Here is a 22,751-nt window from a genome sequence, read left to right as displayed (position 1 = left end):
CCTCGCCGCATCGTCCCGGAAAGACCTAGCGGAAGAACGCGTTCTGACAATTCTTGACCCAATTGGGCCGAGTGATGCGCTCGAACGATCTCAAATGAGCGTGAGTTGCGTCGGTTCGGGCATCGTGGACTGTTTCGGCTCGGCCGGCTGGATGCGGCGGGCCGCTCCCGCGCGTGCGGGTCCGATCCCGTACTCCCTTGCCAGTTCGTGCACCTGACGGGTGATCCGGCGCTGGTACCACTTGGGGGCGTAGGCGCCCTCGGCGTACAGCCGCTCGTAGTCGCGCACCAGACGCGGGTGGTGCTGTTCGAGCCAGGCCATGAACCACTCGCGGGCGCCGGGCCGCAGATGCAGTACCAGCGGGGTGACGGAGGTGGCCCCGGCCGCCGCTATCGCCCGTACGGTGTCGCGCAGTTGGGCCGGCCGGTCGCTCAGGAACGGGATCACCGGCGCCATCAGCACCCCGCAGCCGATGCCGTGCTCCCCGAGGGTCCGTACGACGTCCAGGCGCCGCTCGGGCGCGGGGGTGCCCGGCTCGACGGTGCGCCACAGCTCCGTGTCGGTGAAGCCCACCGAGACGCAGACGCCCACGTCGGTGACCTCGGCGGCCTGGGTGAGCAGGTCGAGGTCGCGCAGGATCAGCGTGCCCTTGGTCAGGATCGAGAACGGGTTCGCGTGGTCGCGCAGCGCGCTCAGGATGCCCGGCATCAGCCGGTAGCGGCCCTCGGCCCGCTGGTAGCAGTCCACGTTCGTGCCCATGGCGATGTGCTCGCCGTGCCAGCGGCGCGAGGCGAGCTGGCGGCGCAGCAGCTCCGGCGCGTTCACCTTGACCACGATCTGGGTGTCGAAGCCGATGCCCGTGTCGAGGTCCAGATAGCTGTGCGTCTTGCGCGCGAAGCAGTACACGCACGCGTGCGTGCAGCCGCGGTACGGGTTGACCGTCCACTCGAAGGGCATGCGCGAAGCGCCCGGCACCCGGTTGATGATCGAACGGGCCCGGATCTCGTGGAAGGTGATCCCGCGGAACTCGGGAGTGGCGAGAGCTTGCTAAGGGGGTTCTTTATTGGATGAACTGAAGGCATGTCATTGCAGCTTGCGGGGCGCGACGTCGTCGCGCGCGATTACAGACGCCTGTCCGACGCCAAGGGCGGCACGAGCATCGACCGGCAAGGGGCCGGGAACTCCACGGCGGCGATCGAGAACGGCTGGCAGCTCGGCGAGCCCTACTCCGACGACGGCCTCAGCGCCAGCCGCTACGCGCGAAAGCGCCGCGACGACTTCGACCGCCTGGTCGCCGACCTCGAAAGTGGCCCGACCGGACGGGAGTCCCGATTCGGCGCCGACGTCCTCATGCTGTGGGAGTCCTCCCGAGGCTCACGCAAGGTGGGCGAGTGGGTGTCGTTCATCGAGCTGCTGGAGGACAAGGGCGTCCTGATCTGGGTCACGACCCACGAGCGGCTGTACGACCCGCGCAACGGCCGCGACCGCAAGAGCCTGCTCGAGGACGCCGTCGACTCGGAGTACGAGTCGTACAAGACCCACAAGCGCGTCACGGGAACTGCGGAGTTCGAGGCCCGCCGCGGCCGGCCGAGCGGCCGTGCCCCGATCGGTCTGCGCGCCGTCTACGACGAGAAGACCGGCGACCTGATCACCTGGGTCGAGGACACCGAGCGCTCCGGAATGATCACGGAGCTGTTCCGCCTGCTCGAAGGCGGCACGAGTCTCACCAGCATCGAGCAGCTGTTCATCGAGAAGGGCTACCTCAACCAGTCGGGCACGCCGTACAGCCGTAGCCACCTGCGCAACATGGCGGTGAAGCACGCATACGCGGGCCTGCGCATCCATCACGGCAAGGTCTACGAAGGCACCTGGGACGGCATCGTGCCGCGCGAACGGTTCTGGAAGGTCTACCGCCTGCTCAACTCCCCACGGCGCCGCACGTCCCGCGACGGCCGCGCCAAGCACGAGCTGACCAATGCGCTGTGGTGCGGCAGGTGCGGCGACATCCACCGCGTCACCAAGAACAAGTCCGGTGTCCCCGTCTACGCCTGCCGCCAGGAATGCGTCACGATCCAGAAAGGCCCCGTCGACGCCTTCATCATCGGCACCCAGGAGGAGCCCGGCGTCCTGCTGCAGTACCTGTCCCGCCCGGACATTCACCAACTGCTTGCGGGGCCCGGCGTGGATGAGGCGGCCGTCGCCAAGGTGCGCGCCGAGCTGGCTCAACTGCGCGCCGAGCTCGACGAGCTGAACGAGGCCACCCCCAACAACCTCACCGAAGCGCGGACGTTCGCCAAGTCCATCGACGCCAAGCAGGCGGACATCTCAGCGCTGGAGGAAAAGGAGCGTGAGCTGACGCTGCCCCCGTCGGTCCTGTCCCTCATCGAGCCCGGCGCGGACGTCTGGACGTCGTGGCAGCAGGCGCCCATCGGTGCCCGCCGGGAGGTCGCGGGGATCGTCCTCGCGCCCCGGTACCTCGGCAAGGTCATCGTCCATCCCTCGCCGAGGACGGGACCCAATCAGGATGTGATCGAACGCCTCGAGTGGCGCAAGGAGTCAGGCCCCCTCCGTCTCATGAGGGCCTGACGTCAGCCACACGGTAGGCAGGAAGCAGCGGCGCGCTCGGCGCCCGCAGGCTCCTCGGCGGGCCTGTCCGTCGGCCTGTCCGTCGGCCTGCCGGTGGGCCTGCCCGTGGGCCTGTCCGCGGGCAAGCCGGGCGGCCCAGATGGGGAGTGGGACGGCTCATTGTCCTCGGCCGAAGGGCTCGGCGTGGCCCGGCCGTGCTCAGGGCCGGCGTCGGCGGGCCGAGCCGTGGGCGTCGGCGTGCGCTCGTCTGCAGGTGGCTCATCGTCGGTGGGAGCCGGTGCCGGGGAGGGGTCGGCCTGATGCGGCAGGCTGCTGGGGCTGGGTGACTCGCTGGGCCTGGGCGTAGGCGTGTCCGCGGCCGAGGCCTCGGGCAGCGTGGGCGAGAGGGGCTCGGGCACGCTGGCAGGCTCAGGCTCTGGTGCTTCCCGGTCAGCCTGCGGCGGCACACGCCACGGTGACGATGCGGCAGGTATGGGGATCGGGGGCGCGCCGTCGATCAGGTACGGCATCAGCGTGGCCGTGCTTGCGGCGGTGGCGCCGACCAGAGTGACGACGACCTGGTTGCGGGACGTGTGCCAGGCCTCGCGCAGCACTGCGCCGGCCGACGCCAGGAGCCCGACGCTCACGAAGGTGAGCATGGTCAGGTGCCGCTTGCCGCGCACCGCTACGGCTCCGTGGCGCGCCCTGGTGGCGGCTGCTGTTCGGCATCGGGTCTCCAGTTCTGCACCGAGGGGGAACGTTTCTGCGGCCGTGCGGAGCTGCTCGTCGGTGGCGGACTCTCGCGAGCCGCTCCCAGCTGACTGTCTGGCGAGGAGGTCGAAGCCTTCGGCGGCGATCTGCGCGGCGGCCTCGATCCGCCACTCTCGGTCGTCGTGGTCGTCGGCTCGGGGGCGTATGTCGTGGGTGGGTTGAGCGGGTCGGGGACGGCCGTACACCCTGAAAACAAGAGTGGTCGCGACCGTGAGCAGACATCCTGCTGCGACGGCCGCGACCACCTGAGCGACGTTGATCACTCCAGGCACCTATCCGTGAACGTGTACGTGACATATACGGAGTGTGATGCACGCGATCAGTCGCGATTACGTCACCGTCAGGCGCTATTCAGTCGATCGTGACTGGAACGTTACGAAGCGGAGCGGCTGCTTCGGGGGGCCGTCGGCGGGTCGTTCCGCCCTTCGGCTGCCCGCTGCTCCTCGATCTTCAGGCGGGCGCGCCGGTACGCCTCGTCTGCCTCTTCGGGCGACAGGTTCAGCCGGGCTGCCGTCATCTCGATGAGGTCCTGCAGGATGTCCAGCTCTCGGGAGGACAGCGTCGGCTGCTGCTCGGGTGCGGACCCGAGATCTCGTGCCGCGAAGGGCCCGCCCTCGGAGGTCGCCGTCGCTCCGGCGAGGGTGGGGGTGCCGCCGTTGAGCACACTGAAGACGGAGCCGTGCTCCCACCGAAGGGCTTCATCAAGGCCGCGCGAGGTCAGTTCGGTCGGCCGGTAGTCGCCGCGACGAATGGCGCGCAGTGCCTCGTACGAGATGCCGGCGGCCTGTGCCAGCTCTCGCCAGTTCATCCGTAGCGCGAGGCGACGCTGATTCATCGCCTCGTTGAGCCGCTCGTGCGGTTCTGGCATCAGCACCCTTCCTGACCAGCAAAACACAGGTTAACGCAACCTACCGCAGCATGCGGCTGGTGCACCTCCCGGGCACACCTACTTGCGTCCACTTGTGTTTTCTGGGCTTGCTACCTGTGTGGTCCTGCGTTAGCTTGTGGCGCATGCCAACCGCAGCAACAAGTTCAGTGAAGCGGGAGCGGCTCCGACGCGGTCTGACTCAGCAAGATCTGGCCGAAAAGTGCGCTAACGCGGGGGTCCCCGTGGACGAGTCGCACATCAGCCGAATCGAGCGCGGCATCTTCACGCCACGCCCGAGACTGCGGGCCCTCCTCGCCGAGCTCCTTGACCTCGACATCGACGACTTCGAGCGGCGGCCGCAGCCGGACGCCGAGACCAGGAACGTGGCGTGACGCGCGAGGAGCGGCGGCGGCTGATCCGTGAACTGGTCGACGCCGCACCGGCGCTGAGCCCGGAGGACGCCGACCGGATGCGCGCTCTGCTCCCCGTCGGAGCACGCGCCACGAGGCCGCCGGCTGTCCTTCCGCGGCAGGCGGAGCGCAAGGCCGCCTGACACAAGTACGGGGCCGTGCCCGGCTCCACCCGTGCACGACCCCTGAGCAACCCACACCCGCACCTACTGAGGAGTGGATCGCATTGAACGCATCTTCCCAGACCTCGCCCGGGGCGCCGCCCTGGGAACCCGCGGACCGGCCCGTGCCCGTGCCGCTGCCGGAGGCCTTCCGCGCCGCGACCGCCACGCCGCCGCTGCCCCCCGTCGCCCCCGCCCCGACCGCCGAGGTCGTGGCGCCGGTGTCGGCGGACGTGCCGCACCGCCTGCGGGCCCGGGCACCGGAGCCGGACGGCCCCGAGTGCTTCACCTGCGGCACCGACCAGAGTCTCCTGTACCCGGACCCCGGCGGCCGCTGCTACGAGTCCGGCGCCCCAGTCCTGTACTGCGGTCCTCACGTGTCCGACGGCAGCCCTGTCCGGGCCGCCGCCAAGGTCATGAACGCGGCCATGGAGAACGGCTCGGCCACGCCGCGCGAGCTCGCCCAGGCCGAGGAGGACGCCGGCCTCCTCTTCGACCCGCAGCGCGCCCAGGACATCGCCGACAACGCCCGCATTCAGGCCCACTTGGAGTTCGCTGTCGACCTCGGCCGCATGCAGGAGACCGTCGCCACGCTCTCGTACTTCAAGCAGCAACTCGACGGCATCCGCCGAGCGCTGTCCGGGCGCCCCGACAACGACCTCGTGTTCGTCCGGGAGGTCCTCGCAGCCGCCGACCCGCAGGCTCCGTTCGGCGCGCCGCTCCCGGTCACCTGGGACGGCATCGTGTGGGGCCCGAGCGGTGACACCGAGGGCGAGAACACGCTCGTCCCGATGACCACCTCCCACGGAGGCGCGGCCGCGCTCGTCCTGGACACCGAGCAGCGCCTCGCCCTTGGTGGCCTGCTGCTCACCCACGCGCACACCGGCTGCCCGACGCCCGGCTGCGGCATCGACGCCGTCACCGTCGACGAGGCCGATCCCACGATGTGGGGCTGGGTCCTCGTCCAGGTCGCCGGCACCGACACCCCGGCTCGCTGGTACTGCAACCCCTGGTGCGCGTCCGGTGCGATCACCGCGGCGGGCGCCGAGCTCGCCGCCGACGACCAGGCCGCGGCCGCCGACCCCGACGAGCAGGCGCCGGCCCCCGCCACGCCCGCCGCCGAGGAGGCCCCCGAGCCGTCCGCCACCGCCGTCGACGCGAGCGAGCCGCGTTGCGTGCGCTGCGGCTGCACCGACAACCAGGCGTGCCTGGGCGGCTGCCACTGGGTCGCCAACCGTCGCGACGTCCCCCTGTGCTCGGCCTGCGCCACCCCCGCCGAACTCGCTGTGTCCGGGGGCGCCCTGTGACCAGCGTGATCGAGACCTACCTGGGCTGGGAGGAGCCGCAGCACCTCGCGGCCTGCCGCAAGCCTGACTGGTCGGTCGACTTCCGCACGGACGACAACGAGTTCCGTGACCGCCACGGCAGCGACAAGCACGCCTGCCCGAACGAGGCCTGCGACCACGGCGACCGCTACCAGCGCACCACCGTGCGCATCGTGTGCACGTCCTGCCAGGCCGCGTTCGTCATCCGCGGCGAGGCGGACGGCATCAGCCGGGGCATGACGGCGAACACCACCTACGGGTACGGGCTGCCCCCGCGCCGCCTGGCCGGGCTGCTGCTGTGGCCCGGCGAGCCCTGGCTGAACCTCGGCAGCTACCGGAACGCCGACCCGTACGACTTCGTCGTCACCGCGCTGGGCGTGAAGCGCGTCGCGGAGGCCGACGTCGTGGGCGTGATCACCCAGTCCCGTGGCAAGCGCGGCGCGGTCACCTGGTCGGCCGGCGCCCTGCCCACCCCGGGACAGTACGGCCGCTTCAACTGGGGCCGCACGAACGAGGACACGCTGCGCTCCGTCGCCGCGGCCGCCAAGTGGATCGCCGCCCAGACCGCTGACACCCAGACGGGCGGTGACGGGCAGTGAGCACGGACAACACCATCGCGTTGCAGGCGGCTGTCGTCACCATGCTGCTGGCCAAGCGGCCCCAGCTCGCCACCCTCCCGATCGACTGGACGCTCAAGACCAACGGCTCCATCTACGTGGACCTGGCCATCTGCGCGCCGACGTCGTGCGTCCCGGCGATCGCGAGCGAGCTCGCCAAGGCGATGCGCGGCGCGGCGCTGGAGGTCAGCGGCCCCCTGCGGTTCCGCGACGGGCGCCCGTACCGGTCGTACCAGGTGCGCGGCAAGCACGCCGGCGTGCGGGTCGACTTCGACGGCCTGGAGCACCTCGACGGTGGTGACGAGTCGTGACCACCCTTCAGACCAGCGGCGCGCAGACGGCCGGGAAGAGCACCCGGGACAGCCGCCGGCTGTCCGCGGGCGAGGCCACCCGGACCCTGCCCCTGCCGCAGCTCCCGTACGCCGACGCCGTGCACGCCGCCCTTGCCGAGGCGCGGATCGCGCCGGACGTGGTCGAGGCGGGCCTGCGCAACGACCAGCCGCGTAACCCGCGCAGCAGGCCTGAGCTGTTCCTGCGGCTGGTCTGGCTCCCGGACCACGCGGCCCTGGCCTCGGCGGCCGCCGAGGAGGGCGGGCTGACCCTGCGCTGGTCGGGCGTGACCGGCTGGTCCGCCCACAACCACGCCGACGTCCGCCTGCTGCCCGTCGACGCGCTCGCCGACCCGGCGCTGATCGTGGACGCCGCCCGGCACTACGCCCGGCACGGCCTGACCAAGCAGTGGGTGCACCCCTTCGAGGCGCGCTGGTCCGAGGCGGTCTACCTCGACATCGCCCTCACACGGTTCGACGAAAGGGAGGGACTGCTGTGATCCACGCCGAGATGATCCTCGCCGCCCTGTGCATCGCGGCCCTCGCGGCCTGGCTGGTCCAGGCCATCGTCGACGAGCGGGCCTCCGCCGCGCCGCCGAAGCGGATCAGGCCGCACGTCCAGACCCCGCCGCCGGCGCCCGCCCCGCTCAACGCCGACCTGCCGCACGCCCGCATCGCGCGCGCCGACCGTGCACACGGCCGTCATCGCCACCCCGAGGAGCCGTCCTGATGAGCACCCGTCCCGGGCTCGTGGCCGAGGCCGCGATCGACGTCCTCGCCGCCCGCCTCTCGTACGAGATCCCCGGGCTCGAGCAGGACGAGATCCGCCGTATCGCCCGCGCCCAGGCCGCGGTCCTCACCCGCGATGGCTTCCGCATCACCGCCCCGGCCGCGGCCATCGCGACCACGCGCCGTCGCCTCAAGGCCACCCGCACCACCACCTGAACCCCGGGCGGGCGGGACATCGACCCGCTCTGTCCCGCTCGCCCGGCACTAAGCAGCTCTGGAGCACCCCGCATGTACAACCTCGCGCCCAAGACCGCGCCGTGGTTCGAACACCTGACCGACAGTGTCCGCGCTCTCGGCGAAGCCGCCCGCGAATGGAAGCTCGCCTCCACGGCGGCCTCCCTCGCCTACGCCCACGCCGACATAGATCGCCACCCCTGGCACGCGGGCAAGGTCACCGGACAGACCATCCCCGAAGAAGGCGGCTGGGCCGCCGAACTCGCCGCCACCCGCAGCCCGCACATGAACGCCGTGTTCGCCCTGCAGCGCCACTACCTCAACGCCAAGCACGCCACCGCCAACGGGTACGAGGACGCGGCCCTGCTCTTCGCCTCCGGTGCGGTTTGGGCCATCCGCCAGGTACGCGCCGGCGAGCAGCCCGGACGCGTGGTGTTCGCCATGGACAGGACCGACCAGCGCAACCTGGTCGCTGGCAGCTTGGACGCCGAAGCGGACGCCTTCAAGGAAGCCCGCTACAGCGAAGCGGCGAAGCTACGCGCCGCGTACGACCGAGCCATGGACTGCTTCCACGCCCGTTTCGACGCCGAGGGCATCGACGGCCAGGACTACATCGCGGACCACGAAGCCTCCGAGATGCATGAGCTCTGGGTCATCTCCGAGGGCCTGGCGGACGCCTCCTATTCCTACGGCCTGCTCGCCGAGCGCGCCCTGCAGTTCGTCCTCCTCGGCCCGAAGGACGCCCACCGCAAGCAGCTCGCCGAGCAGCGGGCCGCCCAGCAGCAGGCGACCACCGAGAGCGAGGCGCAGTGAGTGTCGTCGACCAGCACGCCGAGGCGCACCGGCTGAAGAACGAGCTCGGCTACGGCGCGCGCCGGATCGGTACGGAGCTCGGGATCACCCGCCACGCGGCCACCCAGCTACTCGACCGGCCGCTCCCTCAGCCGGTGGCTGAAGTGGCTGAGGTGACGCGGCAGCCGGCCGTGCCGGTGGCTGAGCGGGTGGCTGGCCACCTGGCCGTGATCGTCGGCCACCGCCCGCAGACGCAGCCGCTCGACGACGTCGACCGGATCCAGCGCCCGGCGGTGGCAGACCAGACGGAGGCGACCGACCAGCCCCCGGCCGCGCCGCCTGCACTGCCGCGCCGGGCGGCTGGGCCGCTGGCTGGGATCGACGTCAGCCAGTGGCCGGCACTACGCCGAGACCTGGCCATCCTCGCGCAGTGTGGCCGGTCCCCCGAGGCGCTGGTGCACCAGGCGGTCGTCACCCTCGCGCACAGCTACCGGCAGGCCCTGGCCAGGGGCGAACTCGCCCCCGGCCAGCCGTTCATCGCGATGGACATGACGCTCCGCCCCCTGCCGATGCCGGCGCCCCGGAACACCTGATGACCGGGCCGTCCGCCCCACCCCTCCGCACCCGGGGCGGGCGGCCCACCCGAGACGTGGCCGAGGAGGCCGTGATGATCCGAGCCCTGGCTGCCCTCATGGCGGCCGCCGCGGCCACGGTCCTGGCGGTGGCTGCCTGCCACGGCCCGTCATCGGCGGCCGCTCCCCGGCCGTGGCCGAACCCGGCTCCGGCCACCCCGGCCGCCGGCCCCCGGTAGCGGCGCCGTGGCTGGCTGGTGGGCCCCAACTGGCCTGTATGGCCTGCACGTCGACCTCGGCCACTACCACTCCCACCGGCGGGTGTGGCTGAGGCAGCCGGCCGCCCGGTTCACCTGCCGCCACGGCTGCATCGAGGAGGTCACCGGCCCCGAGGACGTCGCCGATCTCACCGCCCGCATCACCACCGACCACGCCTGCCCGGGCCCACCCCAACTCCATTGACCCTCCCCACCCCGGGCCGGGCCCCAGCACCGGGGCCCGGCCCCTATCCCCACAGCGAGGTACCTCCATGACCCACACCCCGCCCACGAGAACCGCCCCGACGCCCGGCGACCTCGCCAGCGCGCGCCCCCGGCCCCCGGCCGCACCCACCTCGTCCACCCGGCCCGCTGACGCCGGCGTCTACGACCGGCACCGGTGGGAGCAGGCCCTCCTCGCCGCCGACCTCCCGCACAGCAACGCGCGACTGCTCGGCCTGGTCCTGGCCCACCTCGCGGGCCCGGGCGGGTACATGCCGGCGGGCGGTATGCAGCACGCCGGACGGCTCGCCGCGACCGCCCGTATGACCGCCCGGCAGACCCGCATCTCGCTGCACTACCTGCAGGCCACCAAGCTCATCTACCGCCCGGACATCGCCGACTGGACCGCTACCGACGTGGTCCGGCCGATCACTCTCACGATGCCGCCCGCGGCCGCCGCCCACCGACCGCCCGGTGACGGCCGCCTATGAGCGACAGCCCGGAGCAGTTAGAGCTCCTGCCCCCGGACCCGCCGCGCTGGGGCGGTCCTTCCGCCGCCCCGGCCGAGCCGATCCGCACCCAGGGCCGCGTCGAGTTCGCCGTCCGCTGCGACGGCGATGACGGCTGCGGCATGGTCCACCGCCACATCAGCCCCGGCGTCCGCACCGCCCCGTGCGGCGCCACCTACACCGTCCCCGCCCCCGACCACGGTGGCGGGGACGGCCCCGCTGACGGCTGAACGTTTCCTCACCCGCCCGACCTTGGAGCACGCCGTGCACGACAACCCTCCGGACCGAGCGAGCGGCAGCGTCCCGCACACCTTCCGCCTGCGCATGGCCCGGCAGTGGGTTCCGCAGATGCCTCCCGAGCTGCGCCGCCAGAAGGCCTTCCTGTACGCCCTGGCGACCGTTGCGGCCATGGCGGACGCGGCCGGCCGTACGCGCTGGCACAGCAAGGACGGCGAGTTCGGGCGGGCGCTGCGGATGAAGGAGCTCGCCTCGGCGATGGGGTCGGACGAGAAGGACGCCCGTCGCTACCTGGCGGCCGCCATCGCGGCGGGAGTCCTGACCACTGAGCAGGCCCCGCGGCGTGGACGCACCACCGTGTATGTCCTCCTGGTCCCGCCGACGACGCCGCGGTGGGCGGCCGCGCACGCTGTGCTCACCGCCGGCTGTGCCGCCGTCACTGAGACCGACCCGCACGCGGCCGCCGGCCGGACCGAGTTCGGGGGAGCGTCCCCCGTTCTCGACTCACCCGCCCGCTACCGGAGTTCGGGGGACGCCTCCCCGAACTCGGCTGCTGTTACCGCCGGTCAAGTTCGGGGGACGTCTCCCCATTGCAGTTCGGGGGACGCCTCCCCGTTGAGAACGGGGGACGCCTCCCCCAATACAACCAGGGGTTCCCACGAACACCCCCACGAGATGGTTGCTGTAGGACCTCAAGTGCGGGATGCGCGGGGGCATGAAGCCCACGAGCGAGTCGATGACTCTCCGTCACCGGTCGGGCAGTTGCCGCTCCGCGTCGTGCCTGCGCCTCGGCCCGGCACCCGGTCCGGAGGGCGCACGCCCCGGATGCCCGAGGGACAGTCGCCGCTACTGATGCCCGTCCCGGGCCCTGCGCGCCCCTTTGAGCGCCCCGCGCACGCCCCGTCGGGTGATCGCTCCATCGGCGCCCCTCCGGAGGGCTGGAGGGCCGCTGTGGCTCGCGAGCGTCCCGAGGCGGCGGCCCGCACCTTCCGCGACCGCTGGACCGGCCCGCACGCCGACCTGCTGTCCGACCCCACCGGCACCTGATCTCCACCGACACCTGCCCCGAAAGGACTTCGACCTGCGATGCCGTACCCCGCCCCGCGCCCGCCCGCCGCCGCCAGCGGCCCCGGCCAGTGCCCCAAGTGCTGGCAGAGCGTGCTGTGGACCATCACCGCCGCCGGCAACCGCCAGCCGGTCAACCCCAGCCCCGACCCCGACGGCCGCGTCGCCGTGTACGCCGACGTCACCGGCCGCTACCGCTCCCGCCAGCTGTCCAACGACCGCCCCATCCCCGAGCACGCCGAGGTCCTGTACAAGGCCCACGCCGCCACCTGCACCGCCCCCCGCTCCCGCCCCCAGCGCCGCGGCGTCCGTCCCACCAGGCGGCAGCGGTGACCGCCCAGCCGCGCGAGGACGTCGCCGCGATGCTCCGCGCCGGCGCCACCTACCGGGCCATCAGGGAGCAGCTCGGGGTGTCCCACGGAGTGATCAGGAAGACCCGCATCGTGTACGAGATCCCCACGCCGCGCCGCAGCAGCCCGCAGGGCGCCGAGCTCCGCGCCGCCACCGAGCGCCGCTACCCGAAGGTGGCGGAGATGCTCCGGGCCGGAGCCACGCACCGGCAGATCACCGCGGCGACCGGCGCGAGCGCCCCGACGCTCGTGCGGGTCCGCCGGATCCTCGGCGTCCCCGTGCCGCCCCGCAACATGCGCAGCACCCGGACGATCGCCGAAGGCCTCGCTCTGTACACCGAGCCGTACGGCGACGGCCACGCCCGCTGGACCGGCCCGTACGCCGGCTGCAAGCCGCATCTGGCGGCGGGCGGCCGCCGCTACAGCGCCCGGCGCGAGGCCTTCCGCGCCCACCACGGCCGCCCGCCCGTCGGCACCGTCCGGGCGTCGGCGTCCTGCGAGGAAGCCGGCTGCATCGCCGGCGCCCACCTCACCGACCAGACCATCCGCGACGAGGCCCACCTCGACGCCCTCTACCAGGACATCTTCGGAGACACCGCGTGATCAGCCCCCTACTCATCCTCGTCGTCACCGCCGCGGCGACCGTCCTCGGCATCCGCCTCGGCTGCGCCGCCGAGCGGCTGGTCGCGCGCAGGCACGCCGGCGACCTGCCGGACGACGACCGCCGCCCCGAGCCGGCCGGTACCCGGTATGCCGCGGACCACCGCCGCACTATCGCCGACGCCCTCGAGGACTGGTGGCTCACCACCGACCCTGCCCTGCCCTTCGACCACGACCAGGTCGCCGAACACGTCGACCGCCTCCTGACCAACGCCGGCTACCGCATTACCCCCGGCATCAGGACCAGCTCCCCGAACATGCAGCAGCCCAGGCGACGGAGGCCGACCAATGCCTGAACCCGGAACCCTCGTCATCGCCGGTCTCGCCTGCGGGCTCGTCGGCTGCCTGTGCGGGCTGGCCGCCGTCATCACCTACCTCGTCCACACCCTCCGCCGCCTCCGCCGCAGGAACAGCACGTGAGCCCCGAGCAGGTCTTCCTCGTCGCAGCCATCGGCGGCATCGCCGGCACCGTCGGCCTGGCCGCGTTCGTCGGCCTCGCCCTCGCCGTATACGCCGCCGTCACCCGCTTCCACGAGGCCCTCGAAGGCCGCAAGGCCCGCCGCCGGGCCGCACGCGAGGACCTCGCCACCTGCCAGGCCATCCACGCCTTGCCCACCACCCACCACCCGACCGAGGAGCAGCAGTGACCATTCCGATCCGCGTCCCCGCCACTCAGCAGAAGCGCGGCGGCCGCCGTCGCCTGGAGGTGACCCTGCCGTGAGCGAGCGACTCGTCATCGACTGCCACCAGCTCTACGAGCGCCTTTACGGCACGGCGGACGGCATGCACGCTGTGCAGACGTGGCTCCGGGCTAACGGCATCGACCCAATGGACGTCCCGGTCCACTCGGAGATGGTCATCACCGACAGCGCGTTCGGCGTGGTCATCCGCTACACGGCGCACTTGCTGAACGCCGACGGCTGCCGGTACGTGGACCCGGACAACCCGGACCGAGGCGCTGCCGTGGAGGAGCGCACGGCGCTGCTGAGGCTCCCGCCGCCCGCCGACTGGCCGACCACGACGGGCGGTGAGCGGTGAACCCCGCCGAGGAACTCCTCACCGCCGCCGCGACGATGCGCGTGCTCCCCGGCCCGGCGGCCGAGCCGATCGCCCGCCTGCTCGAGGCCCTGGCGACGAGCGTGCACGACGAAGGCGCACCGTTCCGCGAGGAGGCCCTCGCTACGGCCCGGGCCATCAACGGGACGCGGTGAGCGCTGCGGCGACCAGACCGGCCTCGCACGCGGGCGCGCCTGCGATTGCGCGCGTGGAACGCAGGCGCGCCCGAGCGAGGGCCTTCCCTTACTGGCGAGTACGAGTGGCCGGAGTTCACCGGCCAGGAAGAACGATCATGACCACTGACGACCACACCATCTGGATCGGCTCCGCCGTCGACCGCGAGGGCAAGGCCGCCTGCCACTTGACGTGGGGCCGCCTGGAGGCGCTGCTGACGCCGCAGGTGGTGACGGACACCGCCCGGGACCTGGCGGCGGCCGCCGCGCACGACGTCGCACTCCTCTCCGTCCTCCGCAACACGCTCGGCCTCGACGTCCAGACGGCCGGCCACCTGCTCCTCGACGTCCGCGCCCGCCGCGCCATGCCGCCCACGCCCTCCGCCCTGCGAATCGAAGCCGTCGCCGGGATGAAGACCGGCATGCCGTACGTCCACGTCGCCCGCGGCTCCATGAAAGCTCAGCTCACACCGGACGAGGCCCGGGAGATGGCAGTGCTCTGGACGCAGGCCGCCCTCGCCGCCACCACCGACGTCCGCCTCCGGTACGCCCTCGGCGAGTGGGACCACCTCACCCCCGCCCAGATCGACGACCTGTTCCAGAAGATGCAGGAGCTCCACCGGTGAGCGCCTGCGCCCTCTGCCCCCGCGACGCGCCCGACGGGCAGCACGCCTGCCACGCGCACGCCGACGATCTGCGCGGCTGGCTCGCCGAACTCCCGCACCAGGTCCGGTGGCTGGAGCAGTTCGTGGCCCCGTCGGCGAGCCCCGCGCAGGGACGCATGGGCGGTACCGGCCGCGCGGACGCCCCCGTCCCGGTCGACATGCGCGTCCTGACCCTCCTCGCCCCCGGCCACGCCGAGCCGCCCGCGGACCGCGACGAGGACGACGACGAGACCGTGCCGATCCTCGCGTTCCTCGGCGCCTGGGCCGGCCACATCGCCTACCACTACCCGGCCGCCGGTCGCGACGCGTACGGCACCGCCCGCACCCAGCCCTGCGAGGAGGCCTGGCCGCGCCACTACGAGACGATCCCCGGCTGGTGCGCCTGGCTGACCGCGTACCTCCCGTTCACGCTCACCCTGCCCCCGGTCACGGTCGCCCAGTTCCACCGGCAGCTCGACGCCGTCGTCCACCGCGTCCGCGACCTCACCCACGCCGTGCCGCACCGCCACCCCCAGGCCGCGCCCTGCCCCGACTGCGAGGCCTTCGCCCTCGTCCGCACCGACGGGAAGTGGGGCATCACCTGCGAGGCCTGCGGCCACTACCTCGAGCCGGACGCGTACGACGAGCACGCCGCCCGGTTCCTGGAGGCCCTCCAGGGCCCCGCCCCTGACCAGACCCCCGCCGCATAACGCCCGCCCACACGAGAGGATCAGCCCCATGAGCACCCGAGTAACCGTCCGAGTCCTGCTGCTGATCGGTGACCAGGCCGAGATCGTCGCCGACGTCCCGCCCGCCGAGCGGGGCGAGCCCGTCCGCTACCCGGCCGCCGAGATCGCCGAGGCCGCCGGCGTGCCGGTGCGCGAGCTGGCAGGCCTGCGTCTGACCGCCGAGGCCGGCGCCGATGACCGCCTGTCCGGCTGGCGCCGCGCCTAGAGATCCCCAGGTCCCGGGGCTGGCGCAGGCCCCGGGACCTTTCTCTGACCCAGGGGTGTTGCAAAACACTAAGGGGCGTTGTAAGCTACTAACCAAGAGGTGAGGGGCCGCGAACCCCGACCCTCCGATCCATCTCAACTCAACAGTGGAAGGACAGTCACATGGCTGACCGTGAAGACGAGATCATGGAGGGCCTGGCCCACGGGATCTCCCTGGTCTACAGCCTCCTCGTCGAGGTCTGTGCGCTGCTCCCCGTGCCGATCGGCCTCCCGGCCGACCAGTACATCGCCGCCGACGCCGCGATCCCCGCAATCCAGCGGGCGGCCGAACTCGGCAAGGAGCAGCCGATGGGTGAGGCCCAGGAAGCGCAGCTGTTCAGCGGCTGCGTCCACCTCCTCGCCGCGATCGACCTCTACGCACTGTGTGCGATGAGGTTCACGGTGACCCGAGCGGAGGGAAGCGGAGCCAACCTCGTTCACGCCGAGGACTCGCTCAAGAACCTGGCGCTCTGGCTGACGATCAACTCGCTCGACTGATCCACCCCGCCCCCCGGCACCCGGCCGGGGGGCGGCCCCACTGAAAACGCAAAGACCGGCAAGGGCCTGGCCGAAGCCAGCGGCGCAAGCGCCGTCGCGAAACCCTTACCGGTCCGATCCATCCCCCAACAGGAGGACAGGCCCCCATGGTAGACCGCACGGCCACCCCCGAGCCGCGCCGCGAACCCGAGACCCTCGACGAGGCAGCCGCCCGCACCGGCCGCCCCGTCACCACGCTGCGCCACACCTACAGCCGCCACCCCGCCTGGCCCGCCCCCCTGCCCGAGCGGCGCGGCCGCCACACCCTGTACGACCCCGCCGCCATCGACGCCTTCCTCCGCGACCACGTCGACCGGGCCGTCCCCCAGCTCGAGCCCACCCGCCTCTACACCGCCCGCCAGCTCGAGGCCGCCGGCGTCGGCATCACCGCCGGCACCATCCGCGCCGACCGCACCCGCGGCCGCTGGCCGGCCCCCGACAGCGCCGACGGCGGCACCAACCGCTGGACCGGCGCCACCGCCACCAAGGCCCTCGCCAACCGGCGCGGGTACCGCAAGGCCACAGGAGAGCAGCAGTGATCCGGCGCGAGACGTTCTGCGACGGCAGGCTCGTCAAGGAGATCGACCAGGTCGACGTGAGCACCCGCAGCCTGCGCGAGCAGTTCATCGACGGCTGCTGGCGCTGGCTGCTCGATGGCGAAGAGGTTCAGGACGTGGAGGCCGAGGCCTTCCGCACTGTGTGGGATGCCCAGCACTGAAAGGGGCGCGCCTCCGCTCTCTGCCGTGCCACGCTGTCCCTGCCAGCACCAGACCGGGAGGCACAGTGACGCAGCGCTTCGAGATGCAGATGAGGCCGGAGTCCGGGGCGCCGTTCCGCCCCGGCGCGTTCGACCGCATGATCGGCGCGCGCGTCCCCATGACGATCGGAGGACGTCCTGTCGAGGGCGGCTGCAAGGTCGTGAGCGCCGAAGTCGCCGCCGACGGACGCTCCGTGGCCCTGACGCTGGAGGCGCCGGACGGCACCCTGCCGACCAGGCCCGACGCCGGCCGCGCCTTCACTATCAGCGAGGACGCACCGGCCGCCGCGCCCGGCCTCCCCTTCGAGGAGCGGCGCCGCCTGTTCTGGCTGTCCGACGCCGGAGTCACCGAGCTGCACACCCGCACGCCTGGTGACGCTCAGCGCTGAGAGGCAGGCGCCTGTCACAGGTCCGTGGCACACTGCCCGTGGCAGTAACTCCGACAGTCCCGGTCGGCGCTTCACAGACCCGCCCTGCACCCGAAGCAGGGCGGGTCGCTGCGTTTACCGGCGCAGCCGGGTAGACCGCACCCCCTCCTCGCGAGCCTCCCCCCAACGGCCCCCCGGACGCACGGTGCACGAACACCTGTTCCCATCAGACACTCATGGGCATCCACGCACCGACTCGCTCGCCACCACGGCGCACGCGACCGCACCGGAGGAGAAACCCCATGCCCAACTGGACACTGCTCCACGGCGACGCCCTAACCGTCCTGCCCACCCTCACCGACCCCATAGACGCCGTCATCTGCGACCCGCCATACAACTCCGGCGGCCGCACCATGACCGAACGCACCAGCCGCACCGCCCGCGAGAAGTACATGACCAGCGGCGGCCGCGAACACGGCTTCGACCTCGGCGACTTCACCGGCGAGAACCGCGACCAGCGCTCATACACCGCCTGGCTCGCTCTCAACCTCGCCCACTGCTACCGGCTCACCCGCCCCGGCGGTGCCGCACTCGTCTTCACCGACTGGCGCCAGCTCCCCGCCACCACCGACGCCCTGCAGGCCGCCGGCTACACCTGGCGCGGCGTCGCCGTGTGGCACAAGCCCCTGGCCCGGCCCCAGCCCGGCAGACCCAAGCAGGACTGCGAGTTCATCGTCTGGGGCAGCAACGGTGCCATGGTCCCCGGCAACGACCCCGTCTACCTGCCTGGCCACTTCACCGGCAGTCAACCCCGCGGCGCCGCCCGCCGCCACGTCACCCAGAAACCCATCGAGCTGATGCAGCAGCTGGTGCGCATCGTCCCGCCCGGCGGAACCGTCCTCGACTGGTGCGCCGGATCTGGCACCACCGGCGTCGCCGCGCTCCTCGAAGGCCGCGACTTCATCGGCATCGAGCAGTCCGCCCAGTATGCCGACACCACGCGTACCCGGCTCGCCGAAACCGCCGCATGAGCAGCCGCCGGCCCCTGGCTGGACAAGATCGCCACTTAGCGTCACACTCGCACCAGTAGCACACGTGTGCCCATCGGCTCCCATTTGATGATCACCAGCGCCGTAACTGCCGGACGTCGCGCACCGGCCCGCAGCCCCGGACCACCACGGCCCGGGGCTGCGGCATAGCCAGAACAGAACGGAGGCGCCATGCACCTCCTCCGCTTCACCACCGCCGAGGCCGCACAACGCGCCACCGCCTGGCGCCGACTCGTCTCCGCCGGCGCCGCCGAGGTCACCCCCGCCACCGTCCGCCAGTGGGCCAGCAGAGGCCACCTCAAGCCCTGCGGCCTCGACGAACGCGGCCACCCCCTGTACGCCCTCGCCGACCTCGCCCGCGCCGAGAAGGCAACCCGCAGCCGCGCCCTGCGCCTGGTCGGCATCCCCACCCGATAACCCCCGCTGCCCGACGACGGGACAGTCGGCCTCACAGACCACCTGCGGCAGGGTGGCGGAAAGGGTGCCGCCCGGGTGCCCCAACACCCGGGCGGCGCCCCACCACCATCAGCCTGCGGGACAGAGTTCCTCCCCCGCGTCCAGCCACTCCGCGTAAGCGCCCTCGTCCTTCATGTCCCACAACAGCACGCCCGCGTTGCCCTTCACGAACCCCGGTCGCGCGATCGTCCCGGTCAGCAGATAGTTCTCACCGTCCGCCGCGTTCAGGTAGGCGCCACCGTTGATCGCGTCACTGCACGCCATCACCACGTTCGACGTCTTCCACGGCCATCCCTTGCCCCACGACCCACGGGACGCGATCACACTGTCGTCGGTCTGGCGCACCGTATGCCCGGGGAACAGCGCGTCCTCCGTGGGCGACGGCTTGGGCTTGGGCTTGGGCTTGGGCTTCGGCTTGGGTGCCTGGCTGCTCGCCTCTGCGGAAGGCGATATTGACGGTTCACTCACCGATGGCTTTGGCGCCGGAGCAGACGTCGGCGGCTTGCTCGGCGCCGCGCTCGTCGATGGACTCCGGCTCGGCTCCGCACTCTCACCGTCCGAGTTCGAGCTGCCGCATCCCGCGCACGCGAGCCCAACGGCCGTCACCATCAGAAGAGTTCTCTTCAGTCCCATGCCCGCACACCCTGGCAGCGTGCGCGCTGCTACGGACCGAAGTGACCGATCTGTGACAGGTAGACAGACCCGCACCCACCACGACCCGGTGGAATCACCGCCATGCCCCGCACATCCCTCACTGTCACCAAGCTGTCCGACGCCGGCAGCCCCGACCCCGCCGAGGCCGCACAACGCGCCACCGCCTGGCGCCGACTCGTCTCCGCCGGCGCCGCCGAGGTCACCCCCGCCACCGTCCGCCAGTGGGCCAGCAGAGGCCACCTCAAGCCCTGCGGCCTCGACGAACGCGGCCACCCCCTGTACGCCCTCGCCGACCTCGCCCGCGCCGAGAAAGCCACCCGCAACCGCGCCCTGCGCCTGGCCGGAATCCCCACCCGATAGCTCCCGCTGCCCGGTGAGGCGGCCGGAAGCCCCCGCGTGCGCCCCAACGCCCGCGGCGCGGGCCCGGTACCGGGCAGCGGGACCACGTCACAGAACGGCCACACACCACGCACAGCGCCCCCATACAGCCGATGATGCCCCTTCAGCACCTACGTGTCCTTGGGGGGACATCGTGTTCAGAAGAGACCCGGAGAAGGCCGCGCAGAAGGAAGCACGTCGGGCAGAGAAGCGCAGGCAGCGCGAAGAGTGGGCCGCCAACAGGCAGGCCGAGAAGGAAGCCCTCAGCCAGTGGCGGAGCGCACACCCGGCCGAGAAGACCCTCAACACCGCGGCGATGATGCGTTCGTGGCCCAGCTCCAAGTTCGGCGAGACCACGCTCGGCCCCATCCGCGGCGGGCACGCAGAGTTCATCAACGCAGGCGCGCACAAGGGCTGGACAGCCACTCGGCTCGTCGCCGGCGCTGCCACGCTCGGTGTGTCCGCCGCCGCCACCGGGCGCAAGAACAAGGGCGCCGCGGTCATCAACGTCACGTTCGGCAACGGCGCAGCCCAGACCTACAACGTGACCCCCGAAAACGCGACCCTGCGCGCTGCCAACCAGTACGTCACCGCGTTCAACGCTCTCGCTGCGCAACTCGACAGCGAGGCTGAGCAGCCCTGACCCAGGGGAGGTGGCGCCCGTGGCCGGCAATCCCCGCAACGGGCGCCCCTACCGCCGACTCTGCGCCCAGCAACGCGCCCTCGGCCTGCCCTGCTGGCGCTGCGGCCAACCCATCGACTACAGCCTCACCGGAGCCGCCGCACAACGCTCCCGCTGGGCCTTCACCCTCGACCACGCCATGCCACTCAGCCTCGGCGGCGACCTCCTCAACCCCGCCAACGCCCGCAGCGCGCACCGCCGCTGCAACAGCGCCCGCGGTAACCGCATCACGCAGCCCATGGCCCGAACCTCACGGAGGTGGTGACCATGAGCGACCGGTGCACGGAGATGGCTCTCGCGGACCTGCTCCAGGGCTTCACCAACGGCGACGGTACCGGCTGGGACGAGGAACGAGCCTGGCTGGAGAAGAACCACCCACGCCGTCTGGCGCGCATCCGCTCCGAGATCAAAGCCGGGCTGTTCCCGCCCGTCCGACTCGACTTCAACGACCACTCAGTGGTCGACGGACACCACCGCATCGTCGCCGCGCTGCAACTCGGACGCCACACCGTCCCGGTGGCCGACGCCTGGGACGGCAGCGACTGGGCCCTGCACGCCAGCAAACGAGGCGGCGACGACCAAGAGGAGCCGGTGACCGTGAGCGACAGGCACCAGCTCACCCCACGCCAGGCCCCGCCACCACCACGCTGGTGGCAGTACAGCCACGCCGCCACCGGCCTCACCTACTGGCTGCGCTACCTCATCGGCGAGCCCCGCGAGTTCATCTACGTCGTGCCACGCCGCATCGCCTGCCGCCTCGGCTGGCACAACGTCACCTGCCGCGGCCGCCGCGACCACCCGAAGGGCCGGTGACCGTGAGCAAGCACGAGCAGGACCTCGCCACGCTGCAGGCACGTATCGTCACCGCCCTGCGCACGCGGCCGCCCCGCGTCCTGCGCTGGTACCGGCCCGGCGCCAAGGGCCTGGAACGCCAGATCCGAAGCGTCCTCGACGACCCGCGCAGCGCCGTCGCCCGCATCCCTGGCCGGCTCGCCTGCCGCCTCCTGCGACGGCACAACTGGACCTGCATCGCCCGCCCCGCCCCGCACCCCAGGACATGGTGACCATGAGCGAAGAAGCACAGGACTTCCCGGACTGGCTCGCCGAGCAGCACCGCCACGCCCAGACTCAAGCCGTCGGCGCGGCCCAGGTCGCCCAGGCCCTGTACGAACAGGCCGTGCAGCACGAGGACTACGCCCGCAAGAACGCCGGCAGCCGGTATCTGCGCGACAGCGTGGCCGAGGAACGCGGCCTGGCCCAGGCCTACAGCGCCCGGTCCGCCGAGGCCCGCGCACTCGCCGAGATGTGGGCCCACGTCGCCCGCGCCCTCGCCGACTTCTACCTGCCACCCGAACCCGTACTGCGTATCAGCACCGAGCAGCCGAACCAGCACCCCGACGCCGCCGGCCAGAAGGCCATCAGGGACCTGATCAAACGCCCATACCCCGGGTGAGACGAGCCCCGGGCCGGAGGTGACGCAGAGTGCTGTACGTCGTCACCGGCCTGCTGCACCGCATTGCACGGCGCTGCCCGACCCACGACCGAGCCTCACACGCCGTCACCAGTCGGCTAGAGCGCCAGCTCGGCATGAAGCCGAGTGCTCCGCCCGCCAGCTTCACGGACTCGTACAGCGACCCAACCCTGATCGACTGCAGGCACGCTTGGTGCCACACACGGAGGCGGTGATCGTGGACGACGAGGAACTGCGAGACCGCTGCTGCGGATGCGTCGGGCCGTACTGCTGCCGATGTGGTGAAGCGCCGTGCTCTACGTCGTGACCGGCCCGCCGGCCGCGGGCAAGAGCTCGTGGATCCAAGCGCACGCGACAGCGCGTGACATCGTCATCGACCTGGACCGCATCGCCCTCGCCCTCACAGGTCCTGGCGCGCCCCAGTGGAACCACGATCCGTTGGTTCAGCGGGTCGCGCAGCGTGCCCGGTTCGCCGCCATCGATGAGGCGGTCAGGCACCTGGACGAGGTCGACGTCTACCTGATCCACACCATGCCCAGCCCCAAGGCGAGGGCCAAGTACCAGCGCCTCGGTGCCCGGATCGTGGTGGTCGACCCGGGCGAAGACGTCGTGCGCGAGCGCGTGCGGACGATGCGCTCGGAGGGCATGGACCGCGTGGTCACTCGCTGGTACCGGACCTACCGGAAGGGCGGGTCACGCCCTGTCACGGTCCAGGCGTCCCGGGACTGGTGACCCTGGGCGAGGGCCGGCCCGGGGGCGCCGCCGGCCCCGACGTTGATCTTCGTCCGGGCCGCGGCCGCGAGTGGATCATGGGCCGGGGCGGGAGAGTGGATCAAAAGTTCAGGGCGAGGGTGGGCGACC

Annotated in this window: 40 protein-coding genes and 1 pseudogene; 38 read left to right on the top strand and 3 right to left on the bottom strand. The window is 72.1% G+C overall.

The genetic code is table 11. The features are described 5' to 3' along the window. Nucleotides 1–90: 90 nt before the first annotated feature. Nucleotides 91–1,035: pseudogene (locus ACIOWN_RS13860) on the bottom strand (Rv2578c family radical SAM protein); the annotation flags it as partial. A 45-nt stretch (nucleotides 1,036–1,080) separates the two neighbouring features. On the opposite strand from ACIOWN_RS13860, the gene ACIOWN_RS13855 reads away from it, so the two are divergent. Continuing rightward, nucleotides 1,081–2,586 carry a recombinase family protein gene (locus ACIOWN_RS13855; protein ID WP_401846523.1) on the top strand — a complete coding sequence of 502 codons (1,506 nt, stop codon included), beginning with the start codon at nucleotides 1,081–1,083 and terminating at the stop codon, nucleotides 2,584–2,586. 1,123 nt (nucleotides 2,587–3,709) lie between these two features. On the opposite strand, the gene ACIOWN_RS13850 is transcribed toward ACIOWN_RS13855, so the two are convergent. Next, nucleotides 3,710–4,204 (bottom strand): helix-turn-helix domain-containing protein, encoded by a 495-nt coding sequence (locus ACIOWN_RS13850; protein WP_401846526.1) that lies wholly within the window; start codon nucleotides 4,202–4,204, stop codon nucleotides 3,710–3,712. 50 nt (nucleotides 4,205–4,254) lie between these two features. On the opposite strand from ACIOWN_RS13850, the gene ACIOWN_RS13845 reads away from it, so the two are divergent. The 30 genes from ACIOWN_RS13845 to ACIOWN_RS13700 all read left to right on the top strand — a co-directional run bounded on the left by ACIOWN_RS13845 (nucleotide 4,255) and on the right by ACIOWN_RS13700 (nucleotide 18,666). Further along, complete coding sequence (locus tag ACIOWN_RS13845) at nucleotides 4,255–4,596, top strand: multiprotein-bridging factor 1 family protein (protein ID WP_401982293.1); 342 nt, start codon at nucleotides 4,255–4,257, stop codon at nucleotides 4,594–4,596. Continuing rightward, on the top strand, nucleotides 4,593–4,757 hold the full coding sequence (locus ACIOWN_RS13840; protein WP_401846529.1) for a hypothetical protein: 165 nt from the start codon (nucleotides 4,593–4,595) through the stop codon (nucleotides 4,755–4,757). The genes ACIOWN_RS13845 and ACIOWN_RS13840 overlap by 4 nt, the downstream gene beginning before the upstream one ends. 83 nt (nucleotides 4,758–4,840) lie before the next feature. Further along, nucleotides 4,841–6,082, top strand: coding sequence for a hypothetical protein (locus ACIOWN_RS13835; protein WP_401846532.1), 1,242 nt, complete (start codon nucleotides 4,841–4,843; stop codon nucleotides 6,080–6,082). Further along, nucleotides 6,079–6,699: a hypothetical protein gene (locus ACIOWN_RS13830; RefSeq protein WP_401846534.1), complete on the top strand. Its 621-nt coding sequence runs from the start codon at nucleotides 6,079–6,081 to the stop codon at nucleotides 6,697–6,699. Before ACIOWN_RS13835 ends, ACIOWN_RS13830 begins: the two co-directional genes overlap by 4 nt. After that, nucleotides 6,696–7,028 (top strand): hypothetical protein, encoded by a 333-nt coding sequence (locus ACIOWN_RS13825; protein ID WP_401846537.1) that lies wholly within the window; start codon nucleotides 6,696–6,698, stop codon nucleotides 7,026–7,028. Before ACIOWN_RS13830 ends, ACIOWN_RS13825 begins: the two co-directional genes overlap by 4 nt. Next, nucleotides 7,025–7,546, top strand: coding sequence for a hypothetical protein (locus tag ACIOWN_RS13820; RefSeq protein WP_401846540.1), 522 nt, complete (start codon nucleotides 7,025–7,027; stop codon nucleotides 7,544–7,546). Before ACIOWN_RS13825 ends, ACIOWN_RS13820 begins: the two co-directional genes overlap by 4 nt. Then, nucleotides 7,543–7,776, top strand: a complete 234-nt coding sequence (locus tag ACIOWN_RS13815; protein WP_401846543.1) for a hypothetical protein — start codon at nucleotides 7,543–7,545, stop codon at nucleotides 7,774–7,776. Before ACIOWN_RS13820 ends, ACIOWN_RS13815 begins: the two co-directional genes overlap by 4 nt. Continuing rightward, nucleotides 7,776–7,991 carry a hypothetical protein gene (locus ACIOWN_RS13810; protein WP_391455519.1) on the top strand — a complete coding sequence of 72 codons (216 nt, stop codon included), beginning with the start codon at nucleotides 7,776–7,778 and terminating at the stop codon, nucleotides 7,989–7,991. The genes ACIOWN_RS13815 and ACIOWN_RS13810 overlap by 1 nt, the downstream gene beginning before the upstream one ends. Nucleotides 7,992–8,063: 72 nt before the next feature. Continuing rightward, a complete protein-coding gene (locus tag ACIOWN_RS13805) occupies nucleotides 8,064–8,822 on the top strand; it encodes a hypothetical protein (RefSeq protein ID WP_391455517.1) in 759 nt (252 codons plus the stop codon). After that, the gene (locus ACIOWN_RS13800) at nucleotides 8,819–9,394 is read left to right on the top strand and encodes a hypothetical protein (protein WP_401846547.1); all 576 of its coding nucleotides are present in this window, start codon (nucleotides 8,819–8,821) and stop codon (nucleotides 9,392–9,394) included. The genes ACIOWN_RS13805 and ACIOWN_RS13800 overlap by 4 nt, the downstream gene beginning before the upstream one ends. 74 nt (nucleotides 9,395–9,468) lie before the next feature. Then, nucleotides 9,469–9,612: a hypothetical protein gene (locus tag ACIOWN_RS13795; RefSeq protein WP_401846550.1), complete on the top strand. Its 144-nt coding sequence runs from the start codon at nucleotides 9,469–9,471 to the stop codon at nucleotides 9,610–9,612. A gap of 7 nt (nucleotides 9,613–9,619) precedes the next feature. Beyond that, nucleotides 9,620–9,835 (top strand): hypothetical protein, encoded by a 216-nt coding sequence (locus tag ACIOWN_RS13790; protein WP_401846553.1) that lies wholly within the window; start codon nucleotides 9,620–9,622, stop codon nucleotides 9,833–9,835. A 67-nt stretch (nucleotides 9,836–9,902) separates the two neighbouring features. Then, the gene (locus ACIOWN_RS13785; RefSeq protein ID WP_401846556.1) at nucleotides 9,903–10,343 is read left to right on the top strand and encodes a hypothetical protein; all 441 of its coding nucleotides are present in this window, start codon (nucleotides 9,903–9,905) and stop codon (nucleotides 10,341–10,343) included. Then, complete coding sequence (locus ACIOWN_RS13780; RefSeq protein WP_401982291.1) at nucleotides 10,340–10,591, top strand: hypothetical protein; 252 nt, start codon at nucleotides 10,340–10,342, stop codon at nucleotides 10,589–10,591. The genes ACIOWN_RS13785 and ACIOWN_RS13780 overlap by 4 nt, the downstream gene beginning before the upstream one ends. A 1,093-nt stretch (nucleotides 10,592–11,684) precedes the next feature. Beyond that, nucleotides 11,685–11,996: a hypothetical protein gene (locus ACIOWN_RS13775; protein ID WP_401846561.1), complete on the top strand. Its 312-nt coding sequence runs from the start codon at nucleotides 11,685–11,687 to the stop codon at nucleotides 11,994–11,996. Beyond that, nucleotides 11,993–12,616, top strand: coding sequence for a hypothetical protein (locus ACIOWN_RS13770; protein ID WP_401846564.1), 624 nt, complete (start codon nucleotides 11,993–11,995; stop codon nucleotides 12,614–12,616). Before ACIOWN_RS13775 ends, ACIOWN_RS13770 begins: the two co-directional genes overlap by 4 nt. Next, the gene (locus ACIOWN_RS13765; protein ID WP_401846567.1) at nucleotides 12,613–12,969 is read left to right on the top strand and encodes a hypothetical protein; all 357 of its coding nucleotides are present in this window, start codon (nucleotides 12,613–12,615) and stop codon (nucleotides 12,967–12,969) included. The genes ACIOWN_RS13770 and ACIOWN_RS13765 overlap by 4 nt, the downstream gene beginning before the upstream one ends. Next, a complete protein-coding gene (locus tag ACIOWN_RS13760; RefSeq protein WP_401846569.1) occupies nucleotides 12,962–13,093 on the top strand; it encodes a hypothetical protein in 132 nt (43 codons plus the stop codon). The genes ACIOWN_RS13765 and ACIOWN_RS13760 overlap by 8 nt, the downstream gene beginning before the upstream one ends. After that, nucleotides 13,090–13,320, top strand: a complete 231-nt coding sequence (locus tag ACIOWN_RS13755; RefSeq protein ID WP_401846572.1) for a hypothetical protein — start codon at nucleotides 13,090–13,092, stop codon at nucleotides 13,318–13,320. Before ACIOWN_RS13760 ends, ACIOWN_RS13755 begins: the two co-directional genes overlap by 4 nt. A gap of 70 nt (nucleotides 13,321–13,390) precedes the next feature. After that, a complete protein-coding gene (locus tag ACIOWN_RS13750) occupies nucleotides 13,391–13,711 on the top strand; it encodes a hypothetical protein (RefSeq protein ID WP_401846575.1) in 321 nt (106 codons plus the stop codon). After that, on the top strand, nucleotides 13,708–13,884 hold the full coding sequence (locus tag ACIOWN_RS13745) for a hypothetical protein (RefSeq protein WP_401846578.1): 177 nt from the start codon (nucleotides 13,708–13,710) through the stop codon (nucleotides 13,882–13,884). Before ACIOWN_RS13750 ends, ACIOWN_RS13745 begins: the two co-directional genes overlap by 4 nt. Nucleotides 13,885–14,021: 137 nt before the next feature. Then, nucleotides 14,022–14,528 (top strand): hypothetical protein, encoded by a 507-nt coding sequence (locus ACIOWN_RS13740; RefSeq protein WP_401846581.1) that lies wholly within the window; start codon nucleotides 14,022–14,024, stop codon nucleotides 14,526–14,528. Further along, nucleotides 14,525–15,256, top strand: coding sequence for a hypothetical protein (locus ACIOWN_RS13735; RefSeq protein WP_401846583.1), 732 nt, complete (start codon nucleotides 14,525–14,527; stop codon nucleotides 15,254–15,256). Before ACIOWN_RS13740 ends, ACIOWN_RS13735 begins: the two co-directional genes overlap by 4 nt. Nucleotides 15,257–15,284: 28 nt before the next feature. Further along, entirely contained in the window at nucleotides 15,285–15,500 is a 216-nt protein-coding gene (locus ACIOWN_RS13730) for a hypothetical protein (RefSeq protein WP_391455493.1), read from the top strand. A gap of 161 nt (nucleotides 15,501–15,661) precedes the next feature. Further along, complete coding sequence (locus ACIOWN_RS13725; RefSeq protein ID WP_401459847.1) at nucleotides 15,662–16,036, top strand: hypothetical protein; 375 nt, start codon at nucleotides 15,662–15,664, stop codon at nucleotides 16,034–16,036. 146 nt (nucleotides 16,037–16,182) lie between these two features. Next, nucleotides 16,183–16,614, top strand: coding sequence for a hypothetical protein (locus tag ACIOWN_RS13720; RefSeq protein WP_401846585.1), 432 nt, complete (start codon nucleotides 16,183–16,185; stop codon nucleotides 16,612–16,614). After that, nucleotides 16,611–16,793: a hypothetical protein gene (locus tag ACIOWN_RS13715; RefSeq protein WP_401846587.1), complete on the top strand. Its 183-nt coding sequence runs from the start codon at nucleotides 16,611–16,613 to the stop codon at nucleotides 16,791–16,793. The genes ACIOWN_RS13720 and ACIOWN_RS13715 overlap by 4 nt, the downstream gene beginning before the upstream one ends. A 65-nt stretch (nucleotides 16,794–16,858) precedes the next feature. After that, a complete protein-coding gene (locus ACIOWN_RS13710; protein WP_401846589.1) occupies nucleotides 16,859–17,221 on the top strand; it encodes a hypothetical protein in 363 nt (120 codons plus the stop codon). 281 nt (nucleotides 17,222–17,502) lie between these two features. Continuing rightward, entirely contained in the window at nucleotides 17,503–18,231 is a 729-nt protein-coding gene (locus tag ACIOWN_RS13705) for a DNA-methyltransferase (protein WP_401459841.1), read from the top strand. 189 nt (nucleotides 18,232–18,420) lie between these two features. Further along, nucleotides 18,421–18,666: a MerR family transcriptional regulator gene (locus tag ACIOWN_RS13700; protein WP_401459839.1), complete on the top strand. Its 246-nt coding sequence runs from the start codon at nucleotides 18,421–18,423 to the stop codon at nucleotides 18,664–18,666. 108 nt (nucleotides 18,667–18,774) lie between these two features. Here ACIOWN_RS13700 and ACIOWN_RS13695 read toward each other — a convergent pair whose 3' ends face one another. Next, entirely contained in the window at nucleotides 18,775–19,173 is a 399-nt protein-coding gene (locus ACIOWN_RS13695; protein WP_401846591.1) for a hypothetical protein, read from the bottom strand. Between the two features lie 267 nt (nucleotides 19,174–19,440). Between ACIOWN_RS13695 and ACIOWN_RS13690 the strand changes: the two genes are divergently transcribed. From ACIOWN_RS13690 to ACIOWN_RS13660, 7 genes are all read left to right on the top strand, one after another. Next, on the top strand, nucleotides 19,441–19,719 hold the full coding sequence (locus tag ACIOWN_RS13690; RefSeq protein ID WP_401846593.1) for a MerR family transcriptional regulator: 279 nt from the start codon (nucleotides 19,441–19,443) through the stop codon (nucleotides 19,717–19,719). Between the two features lie 172 nt (nucleotides 19,720–19,891). Next, complete coding sequence (locus tag ACIOWN_RS13685; RefSeq protein WP_391455482.1) at nucleotides 19,892–20,380, top strand: hypothetical protein; 489 nt, start codon at nucleotides 19,892–19,894, stop codon at nucleotides 20,378–20,380. A gap of 19 nt (nucleotides 20,381–20,399) precedes the next feature. Further along, the gene (locus tag ACIOWN_RS13680) at nucleotides 20,400–20,684 is read left to right on the top strand and encodes an HNH endonuclease (RefSeq protein ID WP_358732263.1); all 285 of its coding nucleotides are present in this window, start codon (nucleotides 20,400–20,402) and stop codon (nucleotides 20,682–20,684) included. A gap of 2 nt (nucleotides 20,685–20,686) precedes the next feature. Further along, nucleotides 20,687–21,232, top strand: coding sequence for a hypothetical protein (locus tag ACIOWN_RS13675; RefSeq protein WP_401846595.1), 546 nt, complete (start codon nucleotides 20,687–20,689; stop codon nucleotides 21,230–21,232). A gap of 2 nt (nucleotides 21,233–21,234) precedes the next feature. After that, nucleotides 21,235–21,483 (top strand): hypothetical protein, encoded by a 249-nt coding sequence (locus ACIOWN_RS13670; RefSeq protein WP_401846597.1) that lies wholly within the window; start codon nucleotides 21,235–21,237, stop codon nucleotides 21,481–21,483. A 2-nt stretch (nucleotides 21,484–21,485) separates the two neighbouring features. Next, a complete protein-coding gene (locus tag ACIOWN_RS13665) occupies nucleotides 21,486–21,872 on the top strand; it encodes a hypothetical protein (protein WP_401846599.1) in 387 nt (128 codons plus the stop codon). A 309-nt stretch (nucleotides 21,873–22,181) separates the two neighbouring features. Further along, the gene (locus ACIOWN_RS13660; protein WP_401846601.1) at nucleotides 22,182–22,622 is read left to right on the top strand and encodes an AAA family ATPase; all 441 of its coding nucleotides are present in this window, start codon (nucleotides 22,182–22,184) and stop codon (nucleotides 22,620–22,622) included. Nucleotides 22,623–22,751 lie beyond the last annotated feature (129 nt).

This window comes from Streptomyces sp. NPDC087787, assembly GCF_044743035.1.
GTDB lineage: Bacteria > Actinomycetota > Actinomycetes > Streptomycetales > Streptomycetaceae > Streptomyces.
The sequence above is the reverse complement of the archived record's forward strand: the minus strand, read 5'-3'. Positions and strand labels throughout refer to the sequence as shown.

Bases quoted from the DNA above. Each gene is read 5' to 3' on its own strand.
- ACIOWN_RS13845 (WP_401982293.1), top strand. From the start codon at position 4,255: ATGCGGCTGGTGCACCTCCCGGGCACACCTACTTGCGTCCACTTGTGT.
- ACIOWN_RS13725 (WP_401459847.1), top strand. From the start codon at position 15,662: ATGGCTGACCGTGAAGACGAGATCATGGAGGGCCTGGCCCACGGGATC.
- ACIOWN_RS13690 (WP_401846593.1), top strand. From the start codon at position 19,441: ATGCCCCGCACATCCCTCACTGTCACCAAGCTGTCCGACGCCGGCAGC.
- ACIOWN_RS13795 (WP_401846550.1), top strand. From the start codon at position 9,469: ATGATCCGAGCCCTGGCTGCCCTCATGGCGGCCGCCGCGGCCACGGTC.
- ACIOWN_RS13760 (WP_401846569.1), top strand. From the start codon at position 12,962: ATGCCTGAACCCGGAACCCTCGTCATCGCCGGTCTCGCCTGCGGGCTC.
- ACIOWN_RS13740 (WP_401846581.1), top strand. From the start codon at position 14,022: ATGACCACTGACGACCACACCATCTGGATCGGCTCCGCCGTCGACCGC.
- ACIOWN_RS13785 (WP_401846556.1), top strand. From the start codon at position 9,903: ATGACCCACACCCCGCCCACGAGAACCGCCCCGACGCCCGGCGACCTC.
- ACIOWN_RS13810 (WP_391455519.1), top strand. From the start codon at position 7,776: ATGAGCACCCGTCCCGGGCTCGTGGCCGAGGCCGCGATCGACGTCCTC.
- ACIOWN_RS13700 (WP_401459839.1), top strand. From the start codon at position 18,421: ATGCACCTCCTCCGCTTCACCACCGCCGAGGCCGCACAACGCGCCACC.
- ACIOWN_RS13665 (WP_401846599.1), top strand. From the start codon at position 21,486: ATGAGCGAAGAAGCACAGGACTTCCCGGACTGGCTCGCCGAGCAGCAC.
- ACIOWN_RS13730 (WP_391455493.1), top strand. From the start codon at position 15,285: ATGAGCACCCGAGTAACCGTCCGAGTCCTGCTGCTGATCGGTGACCAG.
- ACIOWN_RS13720 (WP_401846585.1), top strand. From the start codon at position 16,183: ATGGTAGACCGCACGGCCACCCCCGAGCCGCGCCGCGAACCCGAGACC.
- ACIOWN_RS13675 (WP_401846595.1), top strand. From the start codon at position 20,687: ATGAGCGACCGGTGCACGGAGATGGCTCTCGCGGACCTGCTCCAGGGC.
- ACIOWN_RS13775 (WP_401846561.1), top strand. From the start codon at position 11,685: ATGCCGTACCCCGCCCCGCGCCCGCCCGCCGCCGCCAGCGGCCCCGGC.
- ACIOWN_RS13855 (WP_401846523.1), top strand. From the start codon at position 1,081: ATGTCATTGCAGCTTGCGGGGCGCGACGTCGTCGCGCGCGATTACAGA.
- ACIOWN_RS13850 (WP_401846526.1), bottom strand. From the start codon at position 4,204: ATGCCAGAACCGCACGAGCGGCTCAACGAGGCGATGAATCAGCGTCGC.
- ACIOWN_RS13705 (WP_401459841.1), top strand. From the start codon at position 17,503: ATGCCCAACTGGACACTGCTCCACGGCGACGCCCTAACCGTCCTGCCC.
- ACIOWN_RS13780 (WP_401982291.1), top strand. From the start codon at position 10,340: ATGAGCGACAGCCCGGAGCAGTTAGAGCTCCTGCCCCCGGACCCGCCG.
- ACIOWN_RS13805 (WP_391455517.1), top strand. From the start codon at position 8,064: ATGTACAACCTCGCGCCCAAGACCGCGCCGTGGTTCGAACACCTGACC.